The organism is Streptococcus suis, assembly GCF_016743335.1.
Taxonomy (GTDB): Bacteria; Bacillota; Bacilli; order Lactobacillales; family Streptococcaceae; genus Streptococcus; species Streptococcus suis_Y.
Genome location: NZ_WCJE01000010.1, coordinates 26,724 through 49,907, shown reverse-complemented (window position 1 = coordinate 49,907; position 23,184 = coordinate 26,724). Strand labels below are relative to the sequence as shown.

22 protein-coding genes and 1 other RNA gene are annotated in these 23,184 nt (G+C 43.5%); 4 read left to right on the top strand and 19 right to left on the bottom strand.

The features are described from left to right. The first annotated feature begins 2 nt into the window (after positions 1-2). On the top strand, positions 3-1,238 hold the full coding sequence (locus F9856_RS04550; protein WP_172099144.1) for an NAD(P)H-dependent oxidoreductase: 1,236 nt from the start codon (positions 3-5) through the stop codon (positions 1,236-1,238). Between the two features lie 82 nt (positions 1,239-1,320). Further along, a complete protein-coding gene (locus tag F9856_RS04545; RefSeq protein WP_202105895.1) occupies positions 1,321-2,115 on the top strand; it encodes a formate/nitrite transporter family protein in 795 nt (264 codons plus the stop codon). 82 nt (positions 2,116-2,197) lie between these two features. Here F9856_RS04545 and F9856_RS04540 read toward each other — a convergent pair whose 3' ends face one another. Genes F9856_RS04540 through F9856_RS04530 form a run of 3 tightly spaced genes read right to left on the bottom strand, consistent with a single transcriptional unit; the run spans position 2,198 to position 6,131 of the window. Next, a complete protein-coding gene (locus F9856_RS04540; RefSeq protein ID WP_172099145.1) occupies positions 2,198-3,982 on the bottom strand; it encodes an ABC transporter ATP-binding protein in 1,785 nt (594 codons plus the stop codon). Then, positions 3,983-5,689, bottom strand: a complete 1,707-nt coding sequence (locus tag F9856_RS04535) for an ABC transporter ATP-binding protein (protein WP_202105893.1) — start codon at positions 5,687-5,689, stop codon at positions 3,983-3,985. It lies immediately after the preceding gene. Continuing rightward, on the bottom strand, positions 5,682-6,131 hold the full coding sequence (locus F9856_RS04530) for a MarR family winged helix-turn-helix transcriptional regulator (RefSeq protein WP_202105892.1): 450 nt from the start codon (positions 6,129-6,131) through the stop codon (positions 5,682-5,684). Before F9856_RS04530 ends, F9856_RS04535 begins: the two co-directional genes overlap by 8 nt. Before the next feature lie 224 nt (positions 6,132-6,355). Here F9856_RS04530 and F9856_RS04525 point away from each other — a divergent pair, with 224 nt between their 5' ends. After that, the gene (locus F9856_RS04525) at positions 6,356-7,372 is read left to right on the top strand and encodes an NAD(P)H-dependent glycerol-3-phosphate dehydrogenase (RefSeq protein WP_105100650.1); all 1,017 of its coding nucleotides are present in this window, start codon (positions 6,356-6,358) and stop codon (positions 7,370-7,372) included. An 18-nt stretch (positions 7,373-7,390) separates the two neighbouring features. Beyond that, positions 7,391-8,293: a UTP--glucose-1-phosphate uridylyltransferase GalU gene (gene galU / locus F9856_RS04520; protein WP_202105890.1), complete on the top strand. Its 903-nt coding sequence runs from the start codon at positions 7,391-7,393 to the stop codon at positions 8,291-8,293. A 19-nt stretch (positions 8,294-8,312) separates the two neighbouring features. Here the strand turns inward: galU and F9856_RS04515 are convergent, their stop codons facing one another. The 16 genes from F9856_RS04515 to F9856_RS04440 form a co-directional block, all read right to left on the bottom strand. Continuing rightward, the gene (locus F9856_RS04515; RefSeq protein ID WP_202105888.1) at positions 8,313-8,990 is read right to left on the bottom strand and encodes a rhomboid family intramembrane serine protease; all 678 of its coding nucleotides are present in this window, start codon (positions 8,988-8,990) and stop codon (positions 8,313-8,315) included. Next, on the bottom strand, positions 8,974-9,516 hold the full coding sequence (locus tag F9856_RS04510; protein WP_202105887.1) for a 5-formyltetrahydrofolate cyclo-ligase: 543 nt from the start codon (positions 9,514-9,516) through the stop codon (positions 8,974-8,976). The genes F9856_RS04515 and F9856_RS04510 overlap by 17 nt, the downstream gene beginning before the upstream one ends. A gap of 40 nt (positions 9,517-9,556) precedes the next feature. Beyond that, positions 9,557-10,684: an N-acetyldiaminopimelate deacetylase gene (locus F9856_RS04505; protein ID WP_202105885.1), complete on the bottom strand. Its 1,128-nt coding sequence runs from the start codon at positions 10,682-10,684 to the stop codon at positions 9,557-9,559. A 9-nt stretch (positions 10,685-10,693) separates the two neighbouring features. Continuing rightward, a complete protein-coding gene (dapD, locus tag F9856_RS04500) occupies positions 10,694-11,392 on the bottom strand; it encodes a 2,3,4,5-tetrahydropyridine-2,6-dicarboxylate N-acetyltransferase (RefSeq protein WP_024376132.1) in 699 nt (232 codons plus the stop codon). A gap of 109 nt (positions 11,393-11,501) precedes the next feature. Further along, positions 11,502-12,026, bottom strand: coding sequence for a hypothetical protein (locus F9856_RS04495; protein ID WP_024376133.1), 525 nt, complete (start codon positions 12,024-12,026; stop codon positions 11,502-11,504). Between the two features lie 116 nt (positions 12,027-12,142). Further along, entirely contained in the window at positions 12,143-12,883 is a 741-nt protein-coding gene (locus F9856_RS04490; protein ID WP_202105883.1) for a metallophosphoesterase family protein, read from the bottom strand. Between the two features lie 65 nt (positions 12,884-12,948). Continuing rightward, a complete protein-coding gene (locus F9856_RS04485) occupies positions 12,949-14,298 on the bottom strand; it encodes a glucose-6-phosphate isomerase (protein WP_202105881.1) in 1,350 nt (449 codons plus the stop codon). Positions 14,299-14,379: 81 nt separating this feature from the next. Beyond that, complete coding sequence (locus F9856_RS04480; protein ID WP_202105880.1) at positions 14,380-14,922, bottom strand: hypothetical protein; 543 nt, start codon at positions 14,920-14,922, stop codon at positions 14,380-14,382. A 217-nt stretch (positions 14,923-15,139) separates the two neighbouring features. Then, positions 15,140-15,229: signal recognition particle sRNA small type (ffs, locus tag F9856_RS04475), an RNA gene on the bottom strand. Between the two features lie 42 nt (positions 15,230-15,271). Beyond that, positions 15,272-15,793 carry a tRNA adenosine(34) deaminase TadA gene (tadA, locus tag F9856_RS04470; protein ID WP_125070072.1) on the bottom strand — a complete coding sequence of 174 codons (522 nt, stop codon included), beginning with the start codon at positions 15,791-15,793 and terminating at the stop codon, positions 15,272-15,274. Positions 15,794-15,844: 51 nt separating this feature from the next. Continuing rightward, on the bottom strand, positions 15,845-17,815 hold the full coding sequence (tkt, locus tag F9856_RS04465; RefSeq protein ID WP_202105878.1) for a transketolase: 1,971 nt from the start codon (positions 17,813-17,815) through the stop codon (positions 15,845-15,847). Positions 17,816-17,914: 99 nt separating this feature from the next. Continuing rightward, positions 17,915-19,006, bottom strand: a complete 1,092-nt coding sequence (gene ulaG, locus F9856_RS04460) for an L-ascorbate 6-phosphate lactonase (protein ID WP_024376139.1) — start codon at positions 19,004-19,006, stop codon at positions 17,915-17,917. A gap of 124 nt (positions 19,007-19,130) precedes the next feature. Continuing rightward, positions 19,131-20,819: a BglG family transcription antiterminator gene (locus F9856_RS04455; protein WP_105154650.1), complete on the bottom strand. Its 1,689-nt coding sequence runs from the start codon at positions 20,817-20,819 to the stop codon at positions 19,131-19,133. An 84-nt stretch (positions 20,820-20,903) separates the two neighbouring features. After that, on the bottom strand, positions 20,904-21,521 hold the full coding sequence (locus tag F9856_RS04450; RefSeq protein ID WP_024377632.1) for a phosphate-starvation-inducible PsiE family protein: 618 nt from the start codon (positions 21,519-21,521) through the stop codon (positions 20,904-20,906). Positions 21,522-21,603: 82 nt separating this feature from the next. Next, a complete protein-coding gene (locus F9856_RS04445; protein WP_002939883.1) occupies positions 21,604-22,320 on the bottom strand; it encodes an L-ribulose-5-phosphate 4-epimerase in 717 nt (238 codons plus the stop codon). Then, the gene (locus tag F9856_RS04440) at positions 22,320-23,183 is read right to left on the bottom strand and encodes an L-ribulose-5-phosphate 3-epimerase (RefSeq protein WP_202105876.1); all 864 of its coding nucleotides are present in this window, start codon (positions 23,181-23,183) and stop codon (positions 22,320-22,322) included. The genes F9856_RS04445 and F9856_RS04440 overlap by 1 nt, the downstream gene beginning before the upstream one ends. Position 23,184: the final 1 nt, after the last annotated feature.

Below are 23,184 nucleotides of genomic sequence, written 5' to 3'. Positions count from 1 at the left end.
TCATGAAATTTGTCGGAATCGTCGGGTCTAATGCAGACCAATCTTATAACCGCATGCTATTGCAATTTATTCAACGCCACTTTAAAGTAAAATTTGAATTAGAGCTTTTGGAAATCAAAGATGTCCCAATGTTCAATCAGGACGAAGACCAGTCTAATAGTTTTGCGATCCAATACCTTTACAACAAAATCACACGTGCTGATGGTGTCATCATTGCTACACCTGAACACAACCACACCATCACACCTGCTCTTAAGAGTACTCTAGAGTGGCTCAGTTTCAATTTACATCCATTTGAAAATAAACCAGTTATGATTATCGGGGCTTCTTACTACGACCAAGGAACGTCTCGTGCTCAAGTCCACTTGAGAAAAATTTTGGACGCTCCAGGTGTCAATGCCTACACGTTACCAGGTAATGAATTCCTCCTTGGTAAAGCGAAAGAAGCTTTTGATGATAAAGGGAACATTATCAATGAAGGGACTGTGAAATTCTTGGAAAGCTGTCTAGACAACTTTATCAAGTATGTCGGCGTTGTATCTAAATTGAAACAACCCAAGCCAATTGCACCAGAAGATTTAGACTGTAACCATCCAATCGCAACGACCATCACAGGTGTGGACCCAGATGACCCAGACTGGCTGGAAAAGGCTTCTAAATTGGTTAATGCAGTTGAGGGAGATACCTATGTTAAACTGGACAATGGTCTGTTGACCGTTAACCAACTCAATATGTTCCTCAATGCGATGCCATTTGAGTTGACCTATGCAGATGATAACAATCAGTTCCTCTATTACAACAATAGTCACCAAGAACCTGAAACCATGTTGGGTAAACGGGTACTTGCTCAAGTAGGAAATCGTCTGTCAACTGTCCACGGTACGCTACCTCCTGCCCGCATGAAGAATGTCGAATGGGTTGTTGGAACCTTACGTAATGGTAACCAAGAGTACGTTCGAACAATCGTCCCAGGCACACCACCTGAAATTATCAATACTCATAACTACCAAGCTATGTACTATCCTGACGGGTCCTACGCTGGTATCAATGAAATTATCTTTAATTTTAAGCCATGGTTAGATTGGTATCTTGAAACCACTGGACAACGCTTGGTGGGGGGTGCAGGAAACACCGCATCTCCTGCCCATGTTGATGCAACCTCTGGCGCTTCAGATACAGGTAGTACCCCTACAGCTTCCACACCGACAGATGCCAATTCTGGTGCATCTGCTCACTAACAAATAAAAACTAGTGGGAAGGGGCTCCCTTTCCACTATATTTTTCAATAAATTTTTGATGATTATGTCACAAGGAGGCCCCATGTCCCCATTTCAAGAAAAAATTTCGGTTGCAGTTTCAAAAAAAGAATCCCTTTTTGATGAAAGTCTAAGCCGTTACGCCTTACGCTCCATGTATGCAGGAGCTTATTTGACCATGTCAACAGCTGTTGGTATTATTGGAGCGGATGTCATCTCAAGTCAATTCCCAAGTCTATCGCGTTTTGTTTTTACCTTTATCTTTGCTATCGGACTGATTTTTGTTCTTATTTTTGGTGGCGAATTGGCTACATCTAATATGATGTATCTAACGACTGGTGCCTATTATAAGCAAATTACTTGGAAAAAAGTAACGCTGATGTTACTTTACTGCACCTTCTTCAACTTTGTAGGTGCTACCATTCTGGCTTGGCTTTTCAATCAGTCCTTCTCCTACCTTAACTTATCTAACGAAAGTTTTGTTGTCAACGCTGTCACCATCAAACTAGGAAAATCCGACTGGAGTAACTTCTTTGAGGGAATTACTGCCAATATGTTTGTGAATATGGCTATCCTTGGGTACATGCTACTCAAGGAACAATCCGCCAAATTCTTTGTTATTGTATCTGCTATTTTTATGTTTGTTTTCCTTATCAACGAACACTTAGTTGCTAATTTCGCATCATTCATGCTCTTAGCCTTTAATGCTGCTCGTACTAATGTAGATACCTTTACTATAGTAAATATTCTTCGTCAGTGGATTGTTGTTTTCTTTGGAAATTGGCTTGGAGCCGGACTCTTTATTGGAATTGCTTATGCTTGGCTCAATCAGACCAAAACCAACTATCTTGAACAGTAATGATACTACAAAAACAGCCAAGATAAACCACATCCTAAAAGTTTAAGGATTGTGGCCTGCTTATCTTGGCTGTTATTTTTTACTATTCAAACACAAACTGGTTGTGGTAGAGCTCAGCGTAGAAGCCGCCCTGTTTAAGGAGTTGGCTATGGTTGCCTTGCTCGATGACTTTTCCGTCTTTGAGGACGATAATTTCATCCGCATTGAGAATGGTTTTGAGGCGGTGGGCAATGACGAAACTTGTCCGTCCAGCGATAATAGCCTCCATGGCCTTTTGGATTTTGGCTTCCGTTACGGTATCAACGTTAGACGTTGCTTCGTCCAAAATCAAGACCTGTGGATCTGTTAAGAGCGTACGGGCAATGGAAATCAGCTGTTTCTGACCTGTGGAGAAGACATTCTCATCATCGGTCACATAGGTTTCATAACCCTCTGGCAAGCTCATGATAAAGTCGTGAATATGCGTCGCACGAGCTGCGGTTTCCACCATTTCCTGCGAAATACTCTCATCACCAAAGCGGATATTATCCGCAATAGTACCAGAGAAGAGGACTGACTCCTGCAAGACAATACCGACCTTATCCCGCAAACTATCCAAATCATATTCCCGAATATCGCGACCGTCAAAGGCTACGCTACCACCATTGACATCGTAGAAGCGGTTGATCAAGTTCATAATGGTGGTCTTACCAGATCCCGTCGGCCCAACGACCGCCACCATTTTGCCCTTAGGAGCTGAAATGGACACCTTGTCCAAGACCTTCTGACCTGGCAGGTAGCCAAAGTCGATGTCCTTGATTTCAACACCTTCTTTTAATTCGGTAAATAGCGGAGCGTTTTGAGGGCGGACTTCCTCAGGCTCATCAAACATTTCCTGAATACGATGAGCACCAGTGAAAGCCAACTGCAATTCTGCCCAGCTAGATGCAATCTGCATGATTGGCTGGTAATACTGTTGCGAATATTGAACAAAAGTCACGACCAGACCAAGTGCGGCAGCTGTTTCCAGCGAGCTATCATTGAGAACGATGCTGGATCCTGCAAAGATAACAATGGCAGTATTAACCAAGCTCATTCCGTTCATAAATGGAAAGAGAATCCCACCAAACAAACGTCCCTTGAAAGTCGTGCGACGAACTTCTTCATTGAGCTCCAAGAAACCATCAATCGTCTCTTCCTGCACACCCTGTACAATAATCGCTTTTTGCCCTGAAATCTTCTCATCCATGTAGGCATTGAGTTTAGACACGGCAGCCTGTTGCTTGTCAGTATATTTCCGTGACAGGCGAATGATAATCACTAGGGCAATCAAGGCAACTGGCGTAGATGCGATAGTTACCAAAGCCAAGCGAGTATCCTGACGGAACATCATGATAACCATACCGATGTAAAGAGCGATATTGGTCACTACCTGAGTCAAGGACTGGTTAAAAGCATTTTGGATATTGTCCAAATCACTGGTAAAACGAGAAAGAATATCCCCATCCTTGTGGCTGTCAAAGAAGGCAACTGTCAAGCGTTCCAACTTGCCAAACAAGCCCTTGCGCATCCGGTTGGTTGAATGAGCCACGATACGCGTAAAAAGGATGGTGTAAATCAAGGTTGATACCACAGTCGCCACATAGGCCAACAAGAGATTGAGCATAACCCCATTAAAATCAGCTAGGTCAGGCTTGAAATCTGACTGACCCATTTGCACCGAAGCAAAATAAGCCTGACCAATTTTCCCCATCTCTGCAATCGCATCTCCAAGGAAAACAGGTGTCTTAACCTGCAAATAAGTCGCCGTCACAATAGCTAGAAAAATCACAGCAAAGGACAGCTTATAGCGTTTAAAATAAAACCAGAAAAAACGTAAAGTCTTCATTTATTCCTCCTTCCCTTTCTGTGTTTCGTAGATTTCGCGGTAGACATCATTTGTCGCTACCAGCTCGGCATGGGTACCTTGACCAATCAAGCGACCTTCATCAAGAACCAAAATCTTATCAGCTTTGACAACAGAAGAAATCTTCTGAGCAACGATGACCGTCGTTGTCCCCTTCAAATCATGGTTGAGGGCTTCTTGTACCAACTTCTCTGATTTGGCATCCAAGGCTGAGGTCGAATCATCTAGCACCAAGACTTTAGGATCACTAATCACCCCACGCGCAATGGACATCCGCTGTTTCTGACCACCTGAGAAGTTATTTCCACGTTCTTCTACTTGACTCTCATAGGTATCATCCAAGCGGTCGATAAATTCTTTTGCTTGGGCAATACCTGCGGCCCGCTCCAAACGTTCCAAATCTGCACCAGGTGCACCTTGACGCAAATTGTCCGCAATGGTCCCTGAAAAGAGAATAGCTTTTTGCAAAACGATAGACACTGTATCTCTCAAGGTTTCCTGACTGATGTCTTTCAAATCACGACCGCCAATTGACACAGTCCCTTCCTGTGGATCAAACAAACGCGGAATGAGCTGGGCTAGTGTTGATTTACCCGCACCCGTCGCACCGACCACACCGACCATCTGACCAGACTCAATCTCAAAGGAGATATTTTTCAAAGTTGGCTCAGTGTCATGCGGATAGGTGAAGCTGACATTGTCAAAGACAATCCGTCCATCCAAGTCCTCTTTTGCACCTTCTTTAAAGGTCATCGCTGGCTCTGTATCTAAAACCTCACTCAAACGTTTAATGGAAATAGCAGCACGTGAAGCCTGCATCCCCATAAAGCTAGCCATGATAATGGCAAACATGATTTGCATGAGGTAGCTCATAAAGGAAGTAAAGCCCCCAACTGCTTCGATATTAGTGTCTAACATCCCTGAAACGAGATAAAGCGACACAAAAATCGCCATGTAAGCAATCAACATCATTAAGGGTTGCAAGATAGAAAAACCATAACCGATAAAGAGGTTAAGATCTAAGAGTTCGTTGGATACTTCTTTAAATTTAGCGTATTGATTTTTCTCCTGGACAAAGGACTTAACCACACGAATCCCACGGAGATTTTCCTTGGCAATACTGTTCATCTTGTCCATGAGGGACTGGAATTTACCAAAGCGTGGCCCCATCAAGCCCATCACAACTGCCATGATTCCCATGATGAGGATGACCATGAGCACAATAACCCACCAAAGTTCTGGCAAAGTGCGCACCGCCATGATAAAGGCACCAACAAAGAGCAGAGGTACCCGCATCAAGATCGTAAAGAGCATCATAACAAGGTTTTGGATTTGATTGACATCGTTGGTCATACGAACCACCAAATTCCCTGCATTAAATTCCTCTACATTGGCATAAGAAAAGCTCTGAATTTTCCGAAAGGTCTTCTCACGAATATCCGCAGATACTCCCTGAGAAATCTTAGCCGCCATGATGGTATTGGCCAGACCAGCCAAGAGACCAATTCCCGCAATCAACAAGAGGAACTTACCGACACGGACAATCTCATCCTTATCATTAGCCAAAACAGCCGTCAATACATCCTGCAAATAACTTGGCTGCATCAAAGTCGTCGCTACAACAATAGAAGTCAGCAAGACCGATGCCAAGGCATACCATTTATAACGTAAAATGGCTTCTTTAAACATGTTTCTTCTCCTTATAATTTCTAATATTTTCTTTTAATTGATTGGCCACCTGTCTGATCAAATCAAATTCTTCCTTTTGAATACCTAAAAATAGAGAACGATCCATCTCCTCATGGAAATCTTGTAATGGCTCAATCTTGCTCCGCCCCTTCTCTGTCAAAACCAACTGCTTATAGCGTTTGTCAACTTGTGAAGGTATGACCTGGATAAAGCCGTTTTTCTCCATTCGCTTGACCAGGTTACTGGCCACTGATTTGGAAATACAAAGCTCTGCTTCGATGTCTTTGACAAAGGTCTCACCGTCTACCCGCTCCGACATAAAGAGCAAGGCCCAACCCTGTGGACCGGCTAAGTGCTCCACATCGTATTCCTTTGCAATGGTTTCACTGATTTGTTCAATCTGATTTAATAGATTCCGAAAATCTGCAATAGTATGTCCCAAAATATCTCCTTTCCGTTATATAATTATCATGAGAACTATTGTAGTTCTTTTGACAACTATTGTCAATCATTTCAACTCCTATTTTCTGAAAATGGCACATATTTTCAAACTGTCTCCTGCTAACATTTTTCTTCCTTACAGCAAGATTTGACATGAATTGCAAGATTTTATACATAGATTATGTTATAATGTATTAAAATTATACCTACTAGAAAGGATTTTCTATGACCAAACAAACCATTGCTGTCTTGGGACCAGGCTCATGGGGAACCGCCCTTGCTCAAGTTCTCAACGATAACGGTCATACTGTCCGTATTTGGGGAAATATCCCTGAACAAATTGATGAAATCAATGAAGAACATACTAACAAACGCTATTTCAAAAATGTTATACTAGACGAAAAAATCAAGGGCTATAAGGATTTAACAGAAACACTTGATGGTGTTGACGCTGTTCTTTTCGTTGTACCAACCAAGGTGACCCGTCTAGTTGCCAAGCAAGTGGCCCAAGCCCTCAAGCACAAGGTGGTTGTTATGCACGCCTCAAAAGGTCTGGAGCCTGATAGCCACAAGCGCCTATCAGAGGTTTTAGAGGAAGAAATTCCTGCTGAACTACGATCTGAAATTGTTGTAGTTTCTGGTCCAAGTCATGCAGAAGAAACCATTGTCCGCGACCTAACCTTGATTTCTGCCGCTTCAAAAGACTTGGAAACAGCTAGCTACGTACAGAATCTTTTCAGTAACCACTATTTCCGTCTCTACACTAACAATGATGTCATCGGTGTAGAAACAGCCGGCGCTCTCAAAAACATCATCGCAGTTGGTGCAGGTGCTCTTCACGGCCTCGGTTACGGTGATAATGCCAAGGCAGCTATCATTGCTCGTGGATTGACAGAAATTACCCGACTCGGTGTAGCCATGGGTGCCAATCCCTTGACTTACAGCGGTCTATCTGGCGTCGGTGACTTGATTGTTACCGGTACATCTGTCCACTCACGTAACTGGCGGGCCGGTGATTTGCTTGGGAAAGGTGAAAAACTCGAAGATATCGAAGCCAACATGGGTATGGTCATCGAGGGGATTTCTACCACCAAGGCGGCCTATGAACTGGCACAAGAATTGAATGTCTATATGCCGATCACTCAAGCCATCTATAGCGTGATTTATCAAGGTGCAAGTATCCAAGACGCGATTAAGGAAATTATGTCTGGCGAATTCCGCCACGAAAATGAATGGTCATAAAGTAAAGGAGATTTTATCATGTCACAAAAAGTTAGAAAAGCCGTGATTCCTGCAGCAGGTTTGGGAACGCGATTCCTCCCAGCAACAAAAGCACTTGCCAAAGAAATGTTGCCAATCGTTGACAAGCCAACCATCCAATTTATCGTTGAAGAAGCTCTTCGCTCTGGTATTGAAGATATTTTGGTGGTCACTGGTAAGTCAAAACGTTCTATCGAAGATCACTTTGATTCAAACTTTGAATTGGAATACAACCTTAAAGAAAAAGGTAAAAATGACTTGTTAAAACTGGTCGATGAGACAACTGGTATTCGACTACACTTCATTCGCCAAAGCCACCCTCGCGGACTTGGTGATGCCGTTCTTCAAGCTAAAGCCTTTGTCGGGAACGAGCCTTTTGTTGTTATGCTCGGCGATGACTTGATGGACATCACAGATACAAAAGCTCTCCCATTGACCAAACAACTCATGAACGATTACGATAAGACTCATGCTTCAACCATTGCCGTTATGCCTGTTCCTCATGAGGAAGTTTCAGCTTATGGTGTCATCGCACCTCACGGTGAAGGGATTAACGGTCTTTACAGTGTGGATACATTTGTGGAAAAACCAAAACCTGAGGACGCTCCTTCTGACTTGGCTATTATTGGTCGCTACTTGTTGACCCCAGAGATTTTTGAGATTTTAGAAAACCAAAAACCTGGTGCCGGTAACGAAATTCAATTGACAGATGCCATTGACACTCTGAACAAAACGCAACGTGTTTTCGCTCGTGAATTCAAAGGCAACCGTTACGATGTTGGGGATAAGTTCGGTTTCATGAAAACTTCTATCGACTACGCCCTCCAACACCCTCAAGTAAAAGATGATTTGAAACAATACTTGATCGATCTTGGTAAAAAATTAGATAAAAAGAAAAACTAGCAAATAACGCTAGTTTTTTTTATATCAAATAAAATATCCCAAGTAGAAAAACAATCAAGCCCAAATATCCAATGAAACTGAAAAAGATCTGTTTTCCTGTAAAGAGATCCTTTTCCACAAGAGGTGGAAGGAAAATCACGACCAAACAACCTCCAATAGCGCCTCCAATATGTCCTGCCATGCTAATGGTTGGATTAAAAAGTCCCAAAACCAAGTTCAATCCCAAAAGGACCATATAACGTTGACCAAGAACCTGTAGATAGGGGCTGCGACTAAATTTCCTCAACAGTGCCATAGCTGCAAAAAGACCAAACAGAGAGGTCGATGCACCTGCACCAACTACATCTGGTGTAAAGAAGAGAACAAAAAGATTGCCCATTATCCCAGACAAGAGATAGAGAAGAAAGAAGCGACGTGACCCAAAGAGTCCTTCTAATTGATAGCCCAAACCAAGTAAGGTAATACTGTTAAAGATAAAATGCTCCCAACCAATGTGGACAAAGATAGGTGACACCAACCGCCACAACTGAGTCGGATCATAACGCACCACTTGCCCGTACATACCACCAAATTCAAAAATCGTATAGGCTGTAGTGGTCTGCCCAAATCGAAACACTTGTATCAAAAGAAACACAAGAGCCGTGACTGCCAATAAGCCATTGGTCACAAGATAGCGCTTATCAAAAAAGTTCTTCAAAAATCAACAACTCCTTTACTGGAATATCAAATAGATCTGGTTCGAACTCATAGACTTGAAAGTCTGCCAAAGTCGATACCGTCTCCCCCTGATAATCTGCTAGGTAGCGATCATAAAAACCACCTCCATAGCCCACTCGAAAACCCGCTTGATTCCAAGCTAAACCAGGGACATGAATCAACTTAACCACAGACTTATCCACAGGTTGTGAATAAGTTCCAGGTTCCCAAACTCCAAACCTTGATTTCACCAAATCATCAGGATTATATTCTACAAAATCCATACGCCCTTGTGAATAGGTCTTAGGGATGAAAATCTGCTTACCATACTTTTGAGACTGCTCAATCAGGTAAGAAGTGTCGAACTCATGGGGCATGGAAAGGTAGGTCCCAAGCGACTTTGAGCCTTGATAGGTGTCAGATAAAAGGAGCCTTTCTGTTAGTTGCTGACTCCATCTTGCTCGCTGACTACTAGTCAGGTCTTTCAAGCTCTGCAAGACCTCTTGCCGAATGCTCTTTTTATCCACAGAAACTCCTTTCTTTCAGAAAAAGACTGGAAAAACCAGTCTATCTTGCTTTCATTTTCAAAAAATCGCTCAACTTTTCCACAGCAAAGGGAAGCACTTCCTCTTTGGGACTGAGACGTGGATTGTGAAGGGGATAAGGCGTATCCACACCCAACCAGAACATAACACCTGGAACCTTGTTGAGCAGGTAACCGAAGTCCTCACCCGTCATGGCAGGTGGGCAGTCAATCATCTCCACTCCGTCAACACCATCAAAGTAGGTCATCAGTTCATCCGCCAGCTGGGGATTGTTCTCCACAGGCAGATAACCGCTAGGATTGAGCTCAATTTCCAAGTCCACTCCAAAGGACAGGGCGATTCCCTCTGCCACTTCCCGCACCCGTTTTTGCACCAGAAGACTCATGCTCTGGGTCAAAGCCCGAATGGTGCCGTGCAAAAAAGCTGTTTCAGCAATAACATTATTAGTCGTACCCGCATACATAGAGCCAAAGGTCACCACAGCCCCCTCAATTGGGTCAACATTACGGCTGACCACTGACTGCACCTGAGTCACAAAGTAGCTGGCAGCCACCAAGGCGTCATTGGCGGTATGGGGAAATGCTGCGTGCCCACCCTTTCCTGTAAACCGTATCTTGACTTCACAGGTCCCAGCAAAGAGGGTCGCACGGTTGGTGGCCATTTGACCGACTTTGAGGTCTGGTCGGACATGGAGCCCATAAAATTCATCTGGTAACCAATCCCCAAAGGCACCCGCTTCATACATCAGCATGCCACCTGCTAGATTTTCCTCCGCAGGCTGAAACAGGAAGAGAAGATTGTTTCTCGGCTGCTGCTCTGCCATTTTCTCCAAAAGCCCCAAGGCAATGGTCATGTGGAAATCATGCCCGCAGGCGTGCATCCTGTCTGGGTGGAGGGACTTGAAGTCCAGGCCCGTCTCCTCCACGATAGGCAGACCGTCAATATCCGCCCGCCAGCCAATCGTTTTCTCTGGAGCAGAGCCCGTCAGATAGACCAAGATTCCTGTCTTCCAGGTACGGACTTGGGCAAAAGTACAATCTTGAAGTAAACCTTCAATAGTTTCCATAAGAAAGGCGTGGGTCTTGAACTCCTCCATGCCCAGCTCTGGAATCTGGTGGAGGGCCCGGCGTGTCGCAATTAAATCTAGCATAGCTACCTCTTAGAGTGTCCGCAAAGCCTCTTCCAAGGCTGTTTTTTGTTGGGTTTGAGCGTCAATTTCCTTGATGATACGGGCTGGCACACCTGCAACCACTACGTTTTCAGGAACGTCTTGGGTCACAATAGCACCTGCGGCCACTACAGAGCCACTACCGATTTGCACACCCTCGATGACAACAGCATTGGCACCTACCAAGACGTTGTCACCAACTCGAACTGGCTCAGCAGAAGCCGGCTCAATCACACCCGCAAGGACCGCACCTGCACCGATGTGGCTGTTTTTACCAACCGTCGCACGACCACCCAAAATCGCACCCATATCAATCATGGTACCTGGACCGATTTCCGCACCGATGTTAATCACCGCCCCCATCATGATAACGGCATTATCGCCAATGGTCACTTGATCGCGGATAATGGCACCTGGCTCGATACGGGCATTGATATTACGCTTGTCCAGCAAAGGCACAGCTGAATTGCGACCGTCTTGCTCCACCACGTAGTCTACATTTTCAGTCAAGTTTGCCAATAGTGGCTCGACGTCCTTCCAGTCACCGAAGAGGACATTGCCAAGTTTTGTCACCTCAGCAGGAACAGGCCCAGCCAATTCACCTTCAAATGTCACTTTAACAGTGGTCTTCTTCACAGCATTGCCGATAAAAGCAATGATTTCTTGTGCAGTCATTTTTTGTGCAGTCATAATGTTTCCAATCTAAAAATAATATTTTTACTATTATATCAAAATTTTCTGAAAATTTGATAATGAAAAACAAAAAAATTGAAAAAGAGGCTAAGTTAGCCTCCTAAAGTTATTGTGGTAAATCGAATTTTACAATTGCTGGTTTCATGTCTGTACTAAACTGGAAGCCTGGTTCAACCTCTAACTCAGCAGCTCCCTCTTCATTAACTGCAAAAGCAGTCGTCGCTCCTTCAATACTTCGACCAGGTGCGATTGTTTCGAGAATGGTACCAACTGGATAACTTTCTGTCACTTTGTTGTTGATATATAAATCCATATCTTCACCAACAACATAATCTTCATCAGTTAAGTTTGTCACATTATAAGTTACCAAAAGTACTTTATTAGCTACAATATCACTTACTGTATTCCGTTCGTCAGTCCATGCAATATTCGTAATTGTAATTTCCGCTACATCTTTAAAAACAATGGTATCTCCCACCTTATAGCTTGTATCGGATGCTTGTTCAGAGCTTGACTGGGCAACACTACTAGAGGTATCGGTAGTTTCTTTTTTACTTGGTTCTGTAGTTGAACATGCAGCAAGGGTTAGCACCGATAAAGCAGTTACTGCTAGGAATGTAATTTTTTTCATATAATCCTCCAAAAAATTTTACAATTCCATTATATATATATATATATATATATATCGGTTGTCAAGTAGAAAATCAAAAAAATTAGAAGTTTTACCTCCTAATTTTTAATCATTATCTAATCTTCAATTTCTTTTCTTGGATTGACAGCTCCAACGATATAATCTTGAACTAAACCTGTGGCATCCAGTACAATCCCATGTAAAACTCCGCCGTAAACAGCTCCACCGTCAATCCCCATTTTCCCATCTGAACTGGTCCAGATTTGGCTAATGCGGAGTTTTGTTTGATAAAGGTTATAAACAGGAGTATGCCCAAAGACAATCATCTTCCCTGTGGTATTTTCGGCCTCATGGAAAGGAGTTCTAAGCCAGACTTTATCATGATTGCTGGTTTCGCGCCAGTCTGGTAAGGTCAAGTCCACACCAGCATGGACAAAGATATAGCGTTCAGTCTCTATATGATAAGGACAAGATTTGACAAAATCAATCAGGTCCTCGTACTGTTCCATCACTGCATTTGCATCTACTAGACCATCAACTGGCGCATCCAAGGGTCGCCCAAGAAGGGAGTTAATCGTCGTATCGCCACCATTTCTCCGATAGTGGTCATAGCGGTCAATCGGATCACGTAACCAGGCCAGAAACATCCGTTCATGATTGCCCGTTAAGCAAATCGCACCCTTTTCCCGCACCAACTGTCGAACCAACTCAAGACAGGCCTTTGAATTTTCCCCGCGATCAATCAAATCACCTAGGAAAATCAACTGTTGTCGCTCTTCGTTCCATTTCTTTAAAATATCAAGCAGGAGTTCAAACTTACCATGAACATCTCCGATTACAAAAAAATCTTTTTTCATAGAGAATATTCTACCATATTTCTAAAGGAAAGAAAAACTGACCGTTTCCGATCAGTTTCATTCTATTACAAACGTGCGTTCAATTCTGCACCGAGTTCTTCAAATCCTGGTTTACCAAGAAGAGCGAACATATTTTTCTTGTAGGCTTCTACACCTGGTTGGTCAAATGGGTTGATTGCATTGAGGTAACCAGAGATAGCAATTGCCAACTCGAAGAAGTAGAAGGTGTAACCAAGTGTGAACTCATCTTGTTGTGGAAGAGTCACAAACATGTTTGGTACGCCACCATCTGTGTGGGCAAGCAATACGCCATCCGTTGCTTTTTTGTTTACAAAGTCAACGTCCTTACCTTGCAAGTAGCCAAGACCGTCAAGGTCTTCTGCCATGTCAGGAATGAGGATATTTTTTCTTGGTTTATCAACACGAACAACTGTTTCAAAGATATTGCGGTTTCCTTCTTGGATAAATTGTCCAAGTGAGTGCAAGTCTGTTGAGAAGTTAGCAGATGTTGGGTTGATACCTTTTTGGTCCTTACCTTCTGACTCACCCGCCAACTGTTTCCACCACTCGCTGAAGTATTGAAGTGATGGCTCGTAGTTTGCCAAGATTTCTGTTACATAGCCTTTTCTGTAAAGAATGTTACGCACTGCAGCGTATTGGTATGCTTGGTTTTCAGCAATCTTATCAGATGTAAATGTCGTGCGGGCTGCGTTTGCACCTTCCATAAGAGCGTCAATATCTGCACCAGATGCTGCGATTGGCAAAAGTCCAACAGCTGTCAATACTGAGAAACGGCCACCGACATCATCTGGAACAACAAAGGTTTCCCAACCATTTGCGTCCGCTTCAACCTTAACAGCACCTTTTGCCTTGTCAGTTGTCGCATAGATACGCTTGTTAGCTTCTTCTTGACCGTATTTCTTCACAAGCAATTCTTTGAAGACGCGGAAAGCAATGGCAGGCTCCGTTGTTGTACCTGATTTAGAAATCACGTTAACTGAGAAATCCTTGTCTGCCACGTAGTCTACCAAGTCAGCAAGGTAGCTTGATGAGATTGAGTTTCCAGCGTAAAGGATTTGTGGAGCTTTGCGCTCTTCACGTGTTTGCAAGTTTACAAAGGCATTGCTCAAGAAATCAATAGCTGCCTTAGCACCGAGGTAAGAACCACCGATACCGATAACTACCAAAACTTCACTTTCCTTTTGGATTTTAGCTGCAGCTTCCTTGATACGAGCAAACTCTTCTTTGTCGTAGTTTTCTGGCAAATCCAACCAGCCGATAAAGTCGTTACCAGGACCTGTTCCTTGACGAAGCATTTGGTCAGCTAGGGTAACTTGTGGTTGCATGTAGTCTACTTCTTGAGCTCCAACGAATTGGCCCAAGACTTTTGAATAGTCAAATGTAATATGTGTCATGTCATTCCTCCATTTATGTACCATAATATGATAACGCTTTATCATGTTTTTTTCAAGGGATTTATCAATTTTCATTTATTTTCATGAAATGGTTTGCGTAACTTGTTTATTTTTTGCAAAAATAGTGAAATTCTGAGGAGTTTCGTAGTCTGCTAAAAACTGACCTGAACCCGTCACTGTCATCAGATTTGGCAGGATTTTTGATAATAAGTACAAGGGAACCAGGGTAATATACCAGATTGTCATCACTTCAAAAATAAATTTGCTATTATTCCCTCTCTGAGTATAGCGTTGTCTGTATTCTTCTTTTAATGATGGGTGAGGAATATAAATGTGAAACGGGACAGCGCCACGTACAAGCATAACCAATAACATCCTTACTAGAAAATTCATCGCGACAAGGACCGTCTTCCCCTCCTCATGCAAGGCATAGGCTTTGTCCACGTAGATGTTTTTATAATTCTTATCTTTAATCGGGCGTGGAGTTGATTTTCTTTCTTCCTTATTCAAATGACGAACACTGGAATTATCATATTTGATATCCGACATTTCTAAATCTACAATTTCTGAAGATTGCTTGGCAAGTGTCGTTTTCCCCATACCTGGAAAAGCAAATACAAACATAGGCTTTCCTCCTTTTCCTCTGTAGAATAGCAGAGCTAACAAAAAGTTTTCTTAAGAGGAAATCTATTTTACTCCTTTTTCCCTATAAATCAATAGAAAATCCCAAAAATCAGTCCCCAGACGGAGAGAAAAGTACTTGCAAAGGCAGTTGCCCCTATTTCTAAAAACAAGCCAAAGAAAACCCTCTGAAAGCTTGATTTCAAAGGGTTTTTAGACTGTACGCAAAAAGAGCACACACCCGACTTCGCTTAGGGCTGCTGGATTCCTCCCCTGACCCGCTTCACGCACGAATGTTGCTCCGTTTATTATTATAACACAAATTGACTAAAGTGCAAGTTTAGAGTGTAAACTAGCTATCCGAAGTCGCTTCCTCTTGCGTCTTCATGATAAGTTTAGCAGCCTTCTGACTTTCTCTGCGTTGTCTGAAAAAATCTTGCATGATATTGGCACATTCCGCTTCTAAAATACCTGTTTCTACCTTGACACGATGGTTGAGTCGCTCATCTGTCAAAATATCATAGAGACTGCCTGCCGCACCAAACTTTTGGTTGGTAGCACCGTACACCACCTGGGGAATACGAGCCAAGCCAATAGCACCGCTACACATGACACAGGGTTCAATGGTCACAAAGAGGGTCGTATCCAGCAATCGCCAATTCCCTTCCACTCGATTGGCTTCTTGGATGGCCATGACTTCGGCATGCATGATTGCCTGATTGAGTTCCTCACGGGCATTGTGTCCGCGACCAATAATCTCTCCATCCTTGACAATCACACAACCAATTGGAATTTCATCCTTCTCCAACGATTTTTCAGCCTCAATCAAGGCCTGAGACATAAAATATTCTTTTTCTTCTTGTGTATAGTTCATAAAATTATTATAACAGAAAACAGCCCCGAGGGGCTGTCTGTACAGTCTCTATTACAATTCTCCAACCAATTTCACGACGTTTTCTACAGTGAAGCCGTAGTTGTCAATAACTGTTTGGGCTGGAGCAGAGGCACCGAATGTGTCGATACCAAGGACTTTACCATCAAGACCGACATACTTGTACCAACTTTGAGTTGCACCCATTTCAATGGCCAAGCGACGACGGATAGCATTTGGAAGAATCTCTTCCTTGTAAGCTGCGTCTTGAGCATCGAAGAGCTCAGTTGATGGTACAGAAACCACACGAACTTTTGTACCAGCTGCTTCTAGTTCTTTGGCAGCTTTAACAGCCAAGTTCACTTCTGAACCTGATGCAAGAAGGATTGTGTCAAAACCTGCTACTTCATAAACTACATAAGCACCTTTAGCAACCTTGTCAAAGTCTGTTCCTTCTTCAACTGTCAAGTTTTGACGAGTGAGAACAAGGGCTGATGGTGTAGACTTGCTAGTCAATGACAAGTACCAAGCTGCCTGCGTTTCACGCGCATCTGCTGGACGGAAGACATTGAGGTTTGGCATAGCACGAAGTCCTGCCAAGTGCTCAATCGGCTCGTGAGTTGGTCCATCTTCACCAACTGCGATAGAGTCATGAGTGAAGACATAAGTCACAGGAAGTCCTTGAAGAGCTGACAAACGAACTGCTGCTTTTACATAATCTGAGAAGACGAAGAAGGTACCACCATAGACATGAAGTCCGCCGTGGGCTGCCATACCGTTCAAGATAGTACCCATAGCAAATTCACGCACACCAAATTGGATGTTGCGGTTGAGTGGATTTACTGAATCTTGCAAACCATCTTCCTTGATATAGGTCATGTTTGAGTGAGCCAAGTCAGCTGAACCACCGAGGAAAGTTGGCAAGACCTTAGCCGCTGCGTTGAGGGCATCTTGTGATGAGTTACGAGTTGCTTGTGAGAAGCCATTTTCGTAAATCGGGAAGTCTTCTGGCTTGATTTCGACTACATCACGACCTTCCAAGATAGCTGTTACTTCTGCAGCTAATTCTGGATGAGCTACTTTGTAGTCTTCAACTAATTTCACCCAAGCATCGTAGGCTGCTGCACCGCGATCAGCTACATTAGCTTTGAAGTCCGCATAGACTTCAGCTGGGATTTCAAATGGACCATAGTTCCAATCAAGCGCCTTACGAGTTGCTTCTGTTTCTTCTGCACCAAGTGGAGCACCATGAACAGCATTTGTACCTTGTTTGTTTGGCGAACCATGACCGATAACAGTCTTGATTTCGATAAGAGATGGCTTACCTGCTGCCTTAGCTTTTTCAATAGCAGCAAAGATGGCATCCACATCTGTTCCGTCTGTTACGAGGTCTGTATGCCAGCCATAAGCATTGTAGCGAGCGCGCACATCTTCTGTGAAGGAATCTTTTGTTTCACCATCCAAGTTGATGTCGTTTGAATCATAAAGAACAATGAGTTTTTCTAATTTTTGAAGACCTGCATAAGAAGCCGCTTCTGCAGAAACACCCTCCATCAAGTCGCCATCGCCACAGATTACATATGTATAGTGGTCGAAGATTGGGAAACCATCACGGTTGTACTTAGCTGCTAGGAAACGCTCTGCTTGCGCAAAACCTGTCGCAGTTGAGATCCCTTGTCCAAGAGGACCTGTTGTTGCATCTACACCTGCTGTGTGACCAAATTCTGGGTGACCTGGTGTTTTTGAACCCCACTGACGGAAGTTTTTGATTTCGTCCATGCTTACTTCTTCAAAACCTGAAAGGTGAAGAAGTCCGTAAAGCAACATAGAGCCGTGTCCTGCTGACAAGATAAAGCGGTCGCGGTTGATCCAGTTTGGTTGAGCAGGGTTGATACGGAGTTCTTTAGTGAACAAGCTATAGGCCATTGGTGCCGCACCCATGACAACACCTGGGTGGCCAGATTTTGATTTTTCAATGGCGTCGATACCAAGGAAACGAATTGCGTTTACTGAAAGTTGTGACATCTTATTCTCCTTTAATAAAGTCATGGTTTCATTATACCATAAAGCGTTTTCTATGTCTGTTTCAAAAGGCAGGACTTTCGTCCCGCCCCTCTTATCTTCTTATAGCAAGGCCTTGAATTGAATGTTCGAATCTTCCAAGAAACAGTCGTCAAAGCCACGTGGGTGATGGTATTCAATGCGGTCTTTGTCAAGTGGATAGGTGTACTTGCCACCAACTTCCCAGATGAATGGATGGAAATCATATTGCAAGCGTTCCTTACGCATTTTCCAGAGCTGCAAGATTTCATCTGTTGACGCCATGAAGTTAGACCAGATATCATAGTGAACAGGGATAATAACCTTAGCACGCAAGTTTTCTGCCATACGGAGAAGGTCGATTGAGGTCATCTTGTCTTGGATACCGATTGGGTTGTCACCGTAGTTGTTGATAGCAACGTCGATGTTGAAGTCACGACCGTGTTTTGCAAAGTAGTTTGAGAAGTGGGAGTCTGCACCGTGGTAGATGGTTCCGCCAGGTGTTTCAAAGACATAGTTGACTGCCTTGCGAGCCATGAGTTCATCTGTCACAGGAAGTCCTGCTAGTTTGCCACCGTTTTCTTCGTAGCCTTCGATTGGCAAGGTCACCAAGCAAGTACGGTCGAAGGACTCTACTGCGTGGACCTTGATGTCTTTGAATTCAAAACTATCGCCTGGTGCGATACGGATAATACGGTCAGCGGGTACACCCCATTTTTCCCAGATATCGCCACTTTCAACTGGACCGACAAATTTGACATGGTCCAACTTTGGATTGTTGATGATGGCAGCAGCTGTGCTGATGTCCATGTGGTCACTGTGGACGTGCGATACTAGGTAGTAGTCCAATTCATTGATGGCAAATGGATCGATAACCATTGGCTGCACACGCAAGTTTGGTTGCAATTTACGGACGCCGGCCATGTTAGCCATTTGGTGTCCCCAAACCATGTCTTTCACTTTTTTAGTAGACTTACCACGAGATGACCACAGGTCCATAACCACGTTAGCTCCGCCAGGCGTCTTAATCCAGACACCACAGTTGCCTAACCACCACATAGCAAAGTTGCCTTCTGGCACTACTTCTTCTTCAATTTCTTCATTGAGCCAAGTTCCCCATTCTGGGAAGGTTGAAAGAATCCAGGATTCTCTTGTAATATCTTGAACTTTAGCCATTTTTCATTCCTCCTATAAGGCTGATTGTGTTTCTATGCTTCTAGTATATGCGCAAAAGGTCACAAAAAAAAGACCAAATAAAACACAGGCTTGTGTTCACATTTGGACTTTTGCACGCAGATGGCTAATACAAATCTGTTTCCAAATCGGAACTAGCTAAGCTTGCCAATAATTCATTGGCAATCAGATTTTGCAAACGCTGTTTCAATTCCAGGGCTTCCTGGCCATTTTCAACATATGACGCTAGGAGTTTGTCCAATTCTATGGCAAAACCTTTTTGACTGTCTGTCAGATTGCGGTATTTGGCAAAATGAATCAAACGCAAGACATCATCAAAATCCAGAATCGGATGGACTTGTATCACAGGCAAATCCGTATCCGTCACTTCATTGGTCGAAATCAAGAAGTCCACCTCCAACAGGTCTTCCACGCTCTTAAATTGCTCTGTTGTAAAGACGGCAGAGATGGTTTTTTCAGGTAGGTGGTGCTGACATTGTTTCATCAACAATTTCTGCACAGAAACTCCCTCATCACAGATAAGAAAGACAGTCGGACTGGTCAGCTTTCGACTACTGCTTCGACGAAGGGCTCCACCCAAATGCACCGTGAGATAAGCAATATCCTCATCTGTCAACTGGATTTGCCAGGCTTCTTCCAGAATATGACTAGAAGATTTTGTCAATCGAAAAAGAGTATCATACTTGTAGCGAATTTGATCAACCAAAGGATTGCGCGATAAAATCCCGTAAGTTTTACGAAATAGCATGGCCTTGCAGTGAGCCAGCAAATCATGGGCTAGCTCCTCTTTTTTCTCCAATTCAAAATCTGAATGTAACTCAAAATGACGGATGAAGACATCGACAATCTTCTTCAAATCCGCAAAATCCTGGCTAGTAACATGGGCATCCCGGTCCTTGCGATAGGATAAGAGCAAGACGGCGATTAGCGACACCTCTATCTCGTCCAAATCAAGGCCAAACTGCTCATCTAGGGATTGACTGATTTTTTGGGCAACCCCGTACTCAATCCGTTCATAGACCAAGGCGAATTCTCGGACAATCGCATCCTTCTCCTCTTGCTCCAAACTCATATTGAGATAAGTTAGCAACATATAGGGTAGAATCTTGAGCATCAGTTCAATTTCAGAACGATTGATTTTCTTACCAAGATCTTTTTCAATACCATATACCTGGTGGGACAAAAACTGGGCCAAATCTTTTGAAAAAAGGGACTGGCAACCACTGAAAAGACTAACCTTGTCTTCCAAAATGCTGACAAAACTCTTGCTCGATTCTGTGAACAAACTATAGAGTAGAGAGTGGATATACTGGATTTTTGTCAAGGGATGACAGGCCAGATCGTACCCTTGTGACTTAGAAACATAGAGGGTCATCTGATACTGTTCCTTACTCAATCGACTACGGATTTCATTTAGATCATTGAGAACGGTATTTCGCGAAACCTCTGTCAGATCCATCAATTTTTCCAAGGTAATTCGTTCGTGTGCAATGCAGATATAAAGGAGCATCAACTGCATCCGCTCATCCATATTCATAATATAGCTATAGGAATCAATGGAATCTAAGAGTTGACGACAGGCTTGCTTTTGCTCTTCGGACAAACGGATTCCGATCCGAGGTAGACTTTCGATTGGCTCAACATGGTCTGGAAAGGCAGCATTGATTTTTTCTAAATGATAATAGATTTTTCTACGCGATTGTTGCAATTCCTTGGAAATAGCCATAATGGTTTCTGGCTCTTGGATACCAATCAAATGACGCAATAAGGCACAACTGCTTTTATCTAGTAACACCGTTTTTCCCTCCTCTCTTTCTATCTTAACATATTTATAATATAGATTCTAACAATTATATAAATATGTAGCGTTTTTTATCTGTCAATAGATGCTCTTGATAATCTCCACCCGTGTAATCAAATCTCCATGCATATTGTCAATCCGCAGTGCTACATTTTTCAGATAGACGCAGGCACCGATGGCAATGGTTTTTTCTTCTTCATTGAGTTTTCGGGTCACAAATTCACGCAGGGTTTCACTGCCTTCACTAGGAATTTTTACCCGTGCAATGATGTTGGCAACCTTAACCTTCTGGCTGGCCCGCATGATGATATTATTAGAGTCATCAAACTGGGTAAAGAGGTACTTTCTCACAGCAAATAAGATAGCAACCGACGCAATACCAATCAGGTAATCCATACTAGACCCATGTTCCACAATCAGTTGACGGGCAATGGCAACCAAGAGCACCTCGATGACAGTACTAGGCGATTGTTTGCAAAGCATTTTGATGAATTCGACCCCGACTGCCAAAGTCATAGCCTTGCTTAAAAAACTCTGGATAAAGTTATCCGCTTGAATACCACCCGTCAGTGAACCAACTAAATCCGCCAACAACAAACCTGACAATGCTAGTAGGGCTAATCCTAAAATGGCTGATAAAATCAACTCCAGATAGTAGGCAACCTCTGTCAGACTATCTTGTAAAAACTTTCTCATCTTTCTCCTCATCAAAAGAGAAAAAGCAGTTCTCCTTTTTGGGGAGTCTGCTACTTTTCCCTACTTTTTTTCACACAAGAACTTAATGTTCATCACCTTTTTGTCCGTAGTAGGCATTTGGACCGTGCTTACGGAGATAGTGCTTGTCCATGATATAGCTTGGTGCTGGTTCCACCCGTGGATTGATTTGCTCTGTGTAGCGGTTCATCCGAGCAACTTCTTCAAGTACAACACTATGGTAAACCGCCTGAGCAGGATCCTTGCCCCAAGTAAATGGCCCATGGTTTCGGACAACAATACCCGGAACAGCAACTGGGTCAATGCCACGGCGCTCAAATTCCTCAATGATGACTGAGCCTGTTTCTTTTTCATAGGCAGAATTCACTTCCTCAGCCGTCAAAGAACGGGCACATGGTACCGGACCGTAGAAATAGTCTGCGTGCGTTGTTCCATAAAATGGAATGTCACGACCAGCCTGAGCCCAACCCACTGCTTCTGTCGAATGCGTATGGACAACCGCGTGTACATTTGGCCAAGCCTTGTAGAGGGCAACGTGGGTCGCCAAGTCAGAAGATGGGTTGAGATCGCCTTCTACCACATTTCCATCCAAGTCCGTAACGACCATGTTTTCTGGTGACAATTTTTCGTAATCTACACCAGAAGGCTTGATAACGATGCGACCAAGTTCACGGCAGACTTCTGATACATTTCCCCAGGTGAATTTGACAAGACCGTGGGCAGGTAGAGCGATATTGGCTTCATAGACCCGTTGGCGCATTTCCTGTAAATCTTTTGGCATTAGTTCAACCCCGCTTTCTCAATCAATGGATAGAGGAAATCCTGTGCCTCTTTAATCGCTGCTCGTGTTTCCTCAACCGTTTCACAATTCTCTGACCACATTTCAATCAAGAATGGACCTTGGTAGTTGGTCTTTTTCAATACTGCAAACATATTATCCCAGTCCACACAGCCCTGACCGAATGGTACATCGCGGAATTGACCTTTGGAGTTCTCGGTTACCGCATAAGTGTCTTTCAAGTGAAGGGCTGCAATAGAGCGATGTCCTAGGTAAAATTCGCTGTAAATGTCATTGTGCCAAGCAGAGACGTTTCCAGTATCTGGATAGACAAAGAGATAAGGCGAGTCGATTTCTTTTTCAACGGCTAGGTATTTTTCAATGGAGTTGATAAATGGATCATCCATAATCTCGATGGCCAACATGACCTGAGCCTGTTCTGCCCAGTCGCAAGCCTTGCGGAGATTCTTGATGAAACGTTCTCTAGTTTCAGGCGATTTTTCCTCATAGTAAACATCGTAACCAGCCAACTGGATGACACGGACACCCAAGTCCTGAGCTAGTTCGATACACTGTTTCATGATTTCTAGGGACTTGGCTTCGAGAGCAGGGTCATTGGAGCCAAGCGGGTAGCGACGGTGACCTGAGAAACAAATGGTCGGAATGCGGACACCTGTTTCATAGATAGCCTTGACCAAGTCTAAACGCTCTTCCTTGGTCCATTCCAAACGAGCCAAACGAGCATCGCTCTCATCCACCGACATCTCCACAAAGTCGAAACCTAATTCTTTGGCAAACTCCAAGCGTTCCTTCCATGTAAAATGCTTGGGCGTTGCCTTTTCATATATTCCGATTGGTCGTACCATA

What these genes read in the sequence shown, in the direction of transcription:
- F9856_RS04550 (WP_172099144.1), top strand. Translation starts at nt 3, where the DNA reads ATGAAATTTGTCGGAATCGTCGGGTCTAATGCAGACCAATCTTATAAC.
- F9856_RS04545 (WP_202105895.1), top strand. Translation starts at nt 1,321, where the DNA reads ATGTCCCCATTTCAAGAAAAAATTTCGGTTGCAGTTTCAAAAAAAGAA.
- F9856_RS04540 (WP_172099145.1), bottom strand. Translation starts at nt 3,982, where the DNA reads ATGAAGACTTTACGTTTTTTCTGGTTTTATTTTAAACGCTATAAGCTG.
- F9856_RS04535 (WP_202105893.1), bottom strand. Translation starts at nt 5,689, where the DNA reads ATGTTTAAAGAAGCCATTTTACGTTATAAATGGTATGCCTTGGCATCG.
- F9856_RS04525 (WP_105100650.1), top strand. Translation starts at nt 6,356, where the DNA reads ATGACCAAACAAACCATTGCTGTCTTGGGACCAGGCTCATGGGGAACC.
- galU (WP_202105890.1), top strand. Translation starts at nt 7,391, where the DNA reads ATGTCACAAAAAGTTAGAAAAGCCGTGATTCCTGCAGCAGGTTTGGGA.
- F9856_RS04505 (WP_202105885.1), bottom strand. Translation starts at nt 10,684, where the DNA reads ATGCTAGATTTAATTGCGACACGCCGGGCCCTCCACCAGATTCCAGAG.
- dapD (WP_024376132.1), bottom strand. Translation starts at nt 11,392, where the DNA reads ATGACTGCACAAAAAATGACTGCACAAGAAATCATTGCTTTTATCGGC.
- F9856_RS04495 (WP_024376133.1), bottom strand. Translation starts at nt 12,026, where the DNA reads ATGAAAAAAATTACATTCCTAGCAGTAACTGCTTTATCGGTGCTAACC.
- F9856_RS04490 (WP_202105883.1), bottom strand. Translation starts at nt 12,883, where the DNA reads ATGAAAAAAGATTTTTTTGTAATCGGAGATGTTCATGGTAAGTTTGAA.
- F9856_RS04485 (WP_202105881.1), bottom strand. Translation starts at nt 14,298, where the DNA reads ATGACACATATTACATTTGACTATTCAAAAGTCTTGGGCCAATTCGTT.
- F9856_RS04480 (WP_202105880.1), bottom strand. Translation starts at nt 14,922, where the DNA reads ATGTTTGTATTTGCTTTTCCAGGTATGGGGAAAACGACACTTGCCAAG.
- tadA (WP_125070072.1), bottom strand. Translation starts at nt 15,793, where the DNA reads ATGAACTATACACAAGAAGAAAAAGAATATTTTATGTCTCAGGCCTTG.
- tkt (WP_202105878.1), bottom strand. Translation starts at nt 17,815, where the DNA reads ATGTCACAACTTTCAGTAAACGCAATTCGTTTCCTTGGTATCGACGCC.
- ulaG (WP_024376139.1), bottom strand. Translation starts at nt 19,006, where the DNA reads ATGGCTAAAGTTCAAGATATTACAAGAGAATCCTGGATTCTTTCAACC.
- F9856_RS04450 (WP_024377632.1), bottom strand. Translation starts at nt 21,521, where the DNA reads ATGAGAAAGTTTTTACAAGATAGTCTGACAGAGGTTGCCTACTATCTG.
- F9856_RS04445 (WP_002939883.1), bottom strand. Translation starts at nt 22,320, where the DNA reads ATGCCAAAAGATTTACAGGAAATGCGCCAACGGGTCTATGAAGCCAAT.
- F9856_RS04440 (WP_202105876.1), bottom strand. Translation starts at nt 23,183, where the DNA reads ATGGTACGACCAATCGGAATATATGAAAAGGCAACGCCCAAGCATTTT.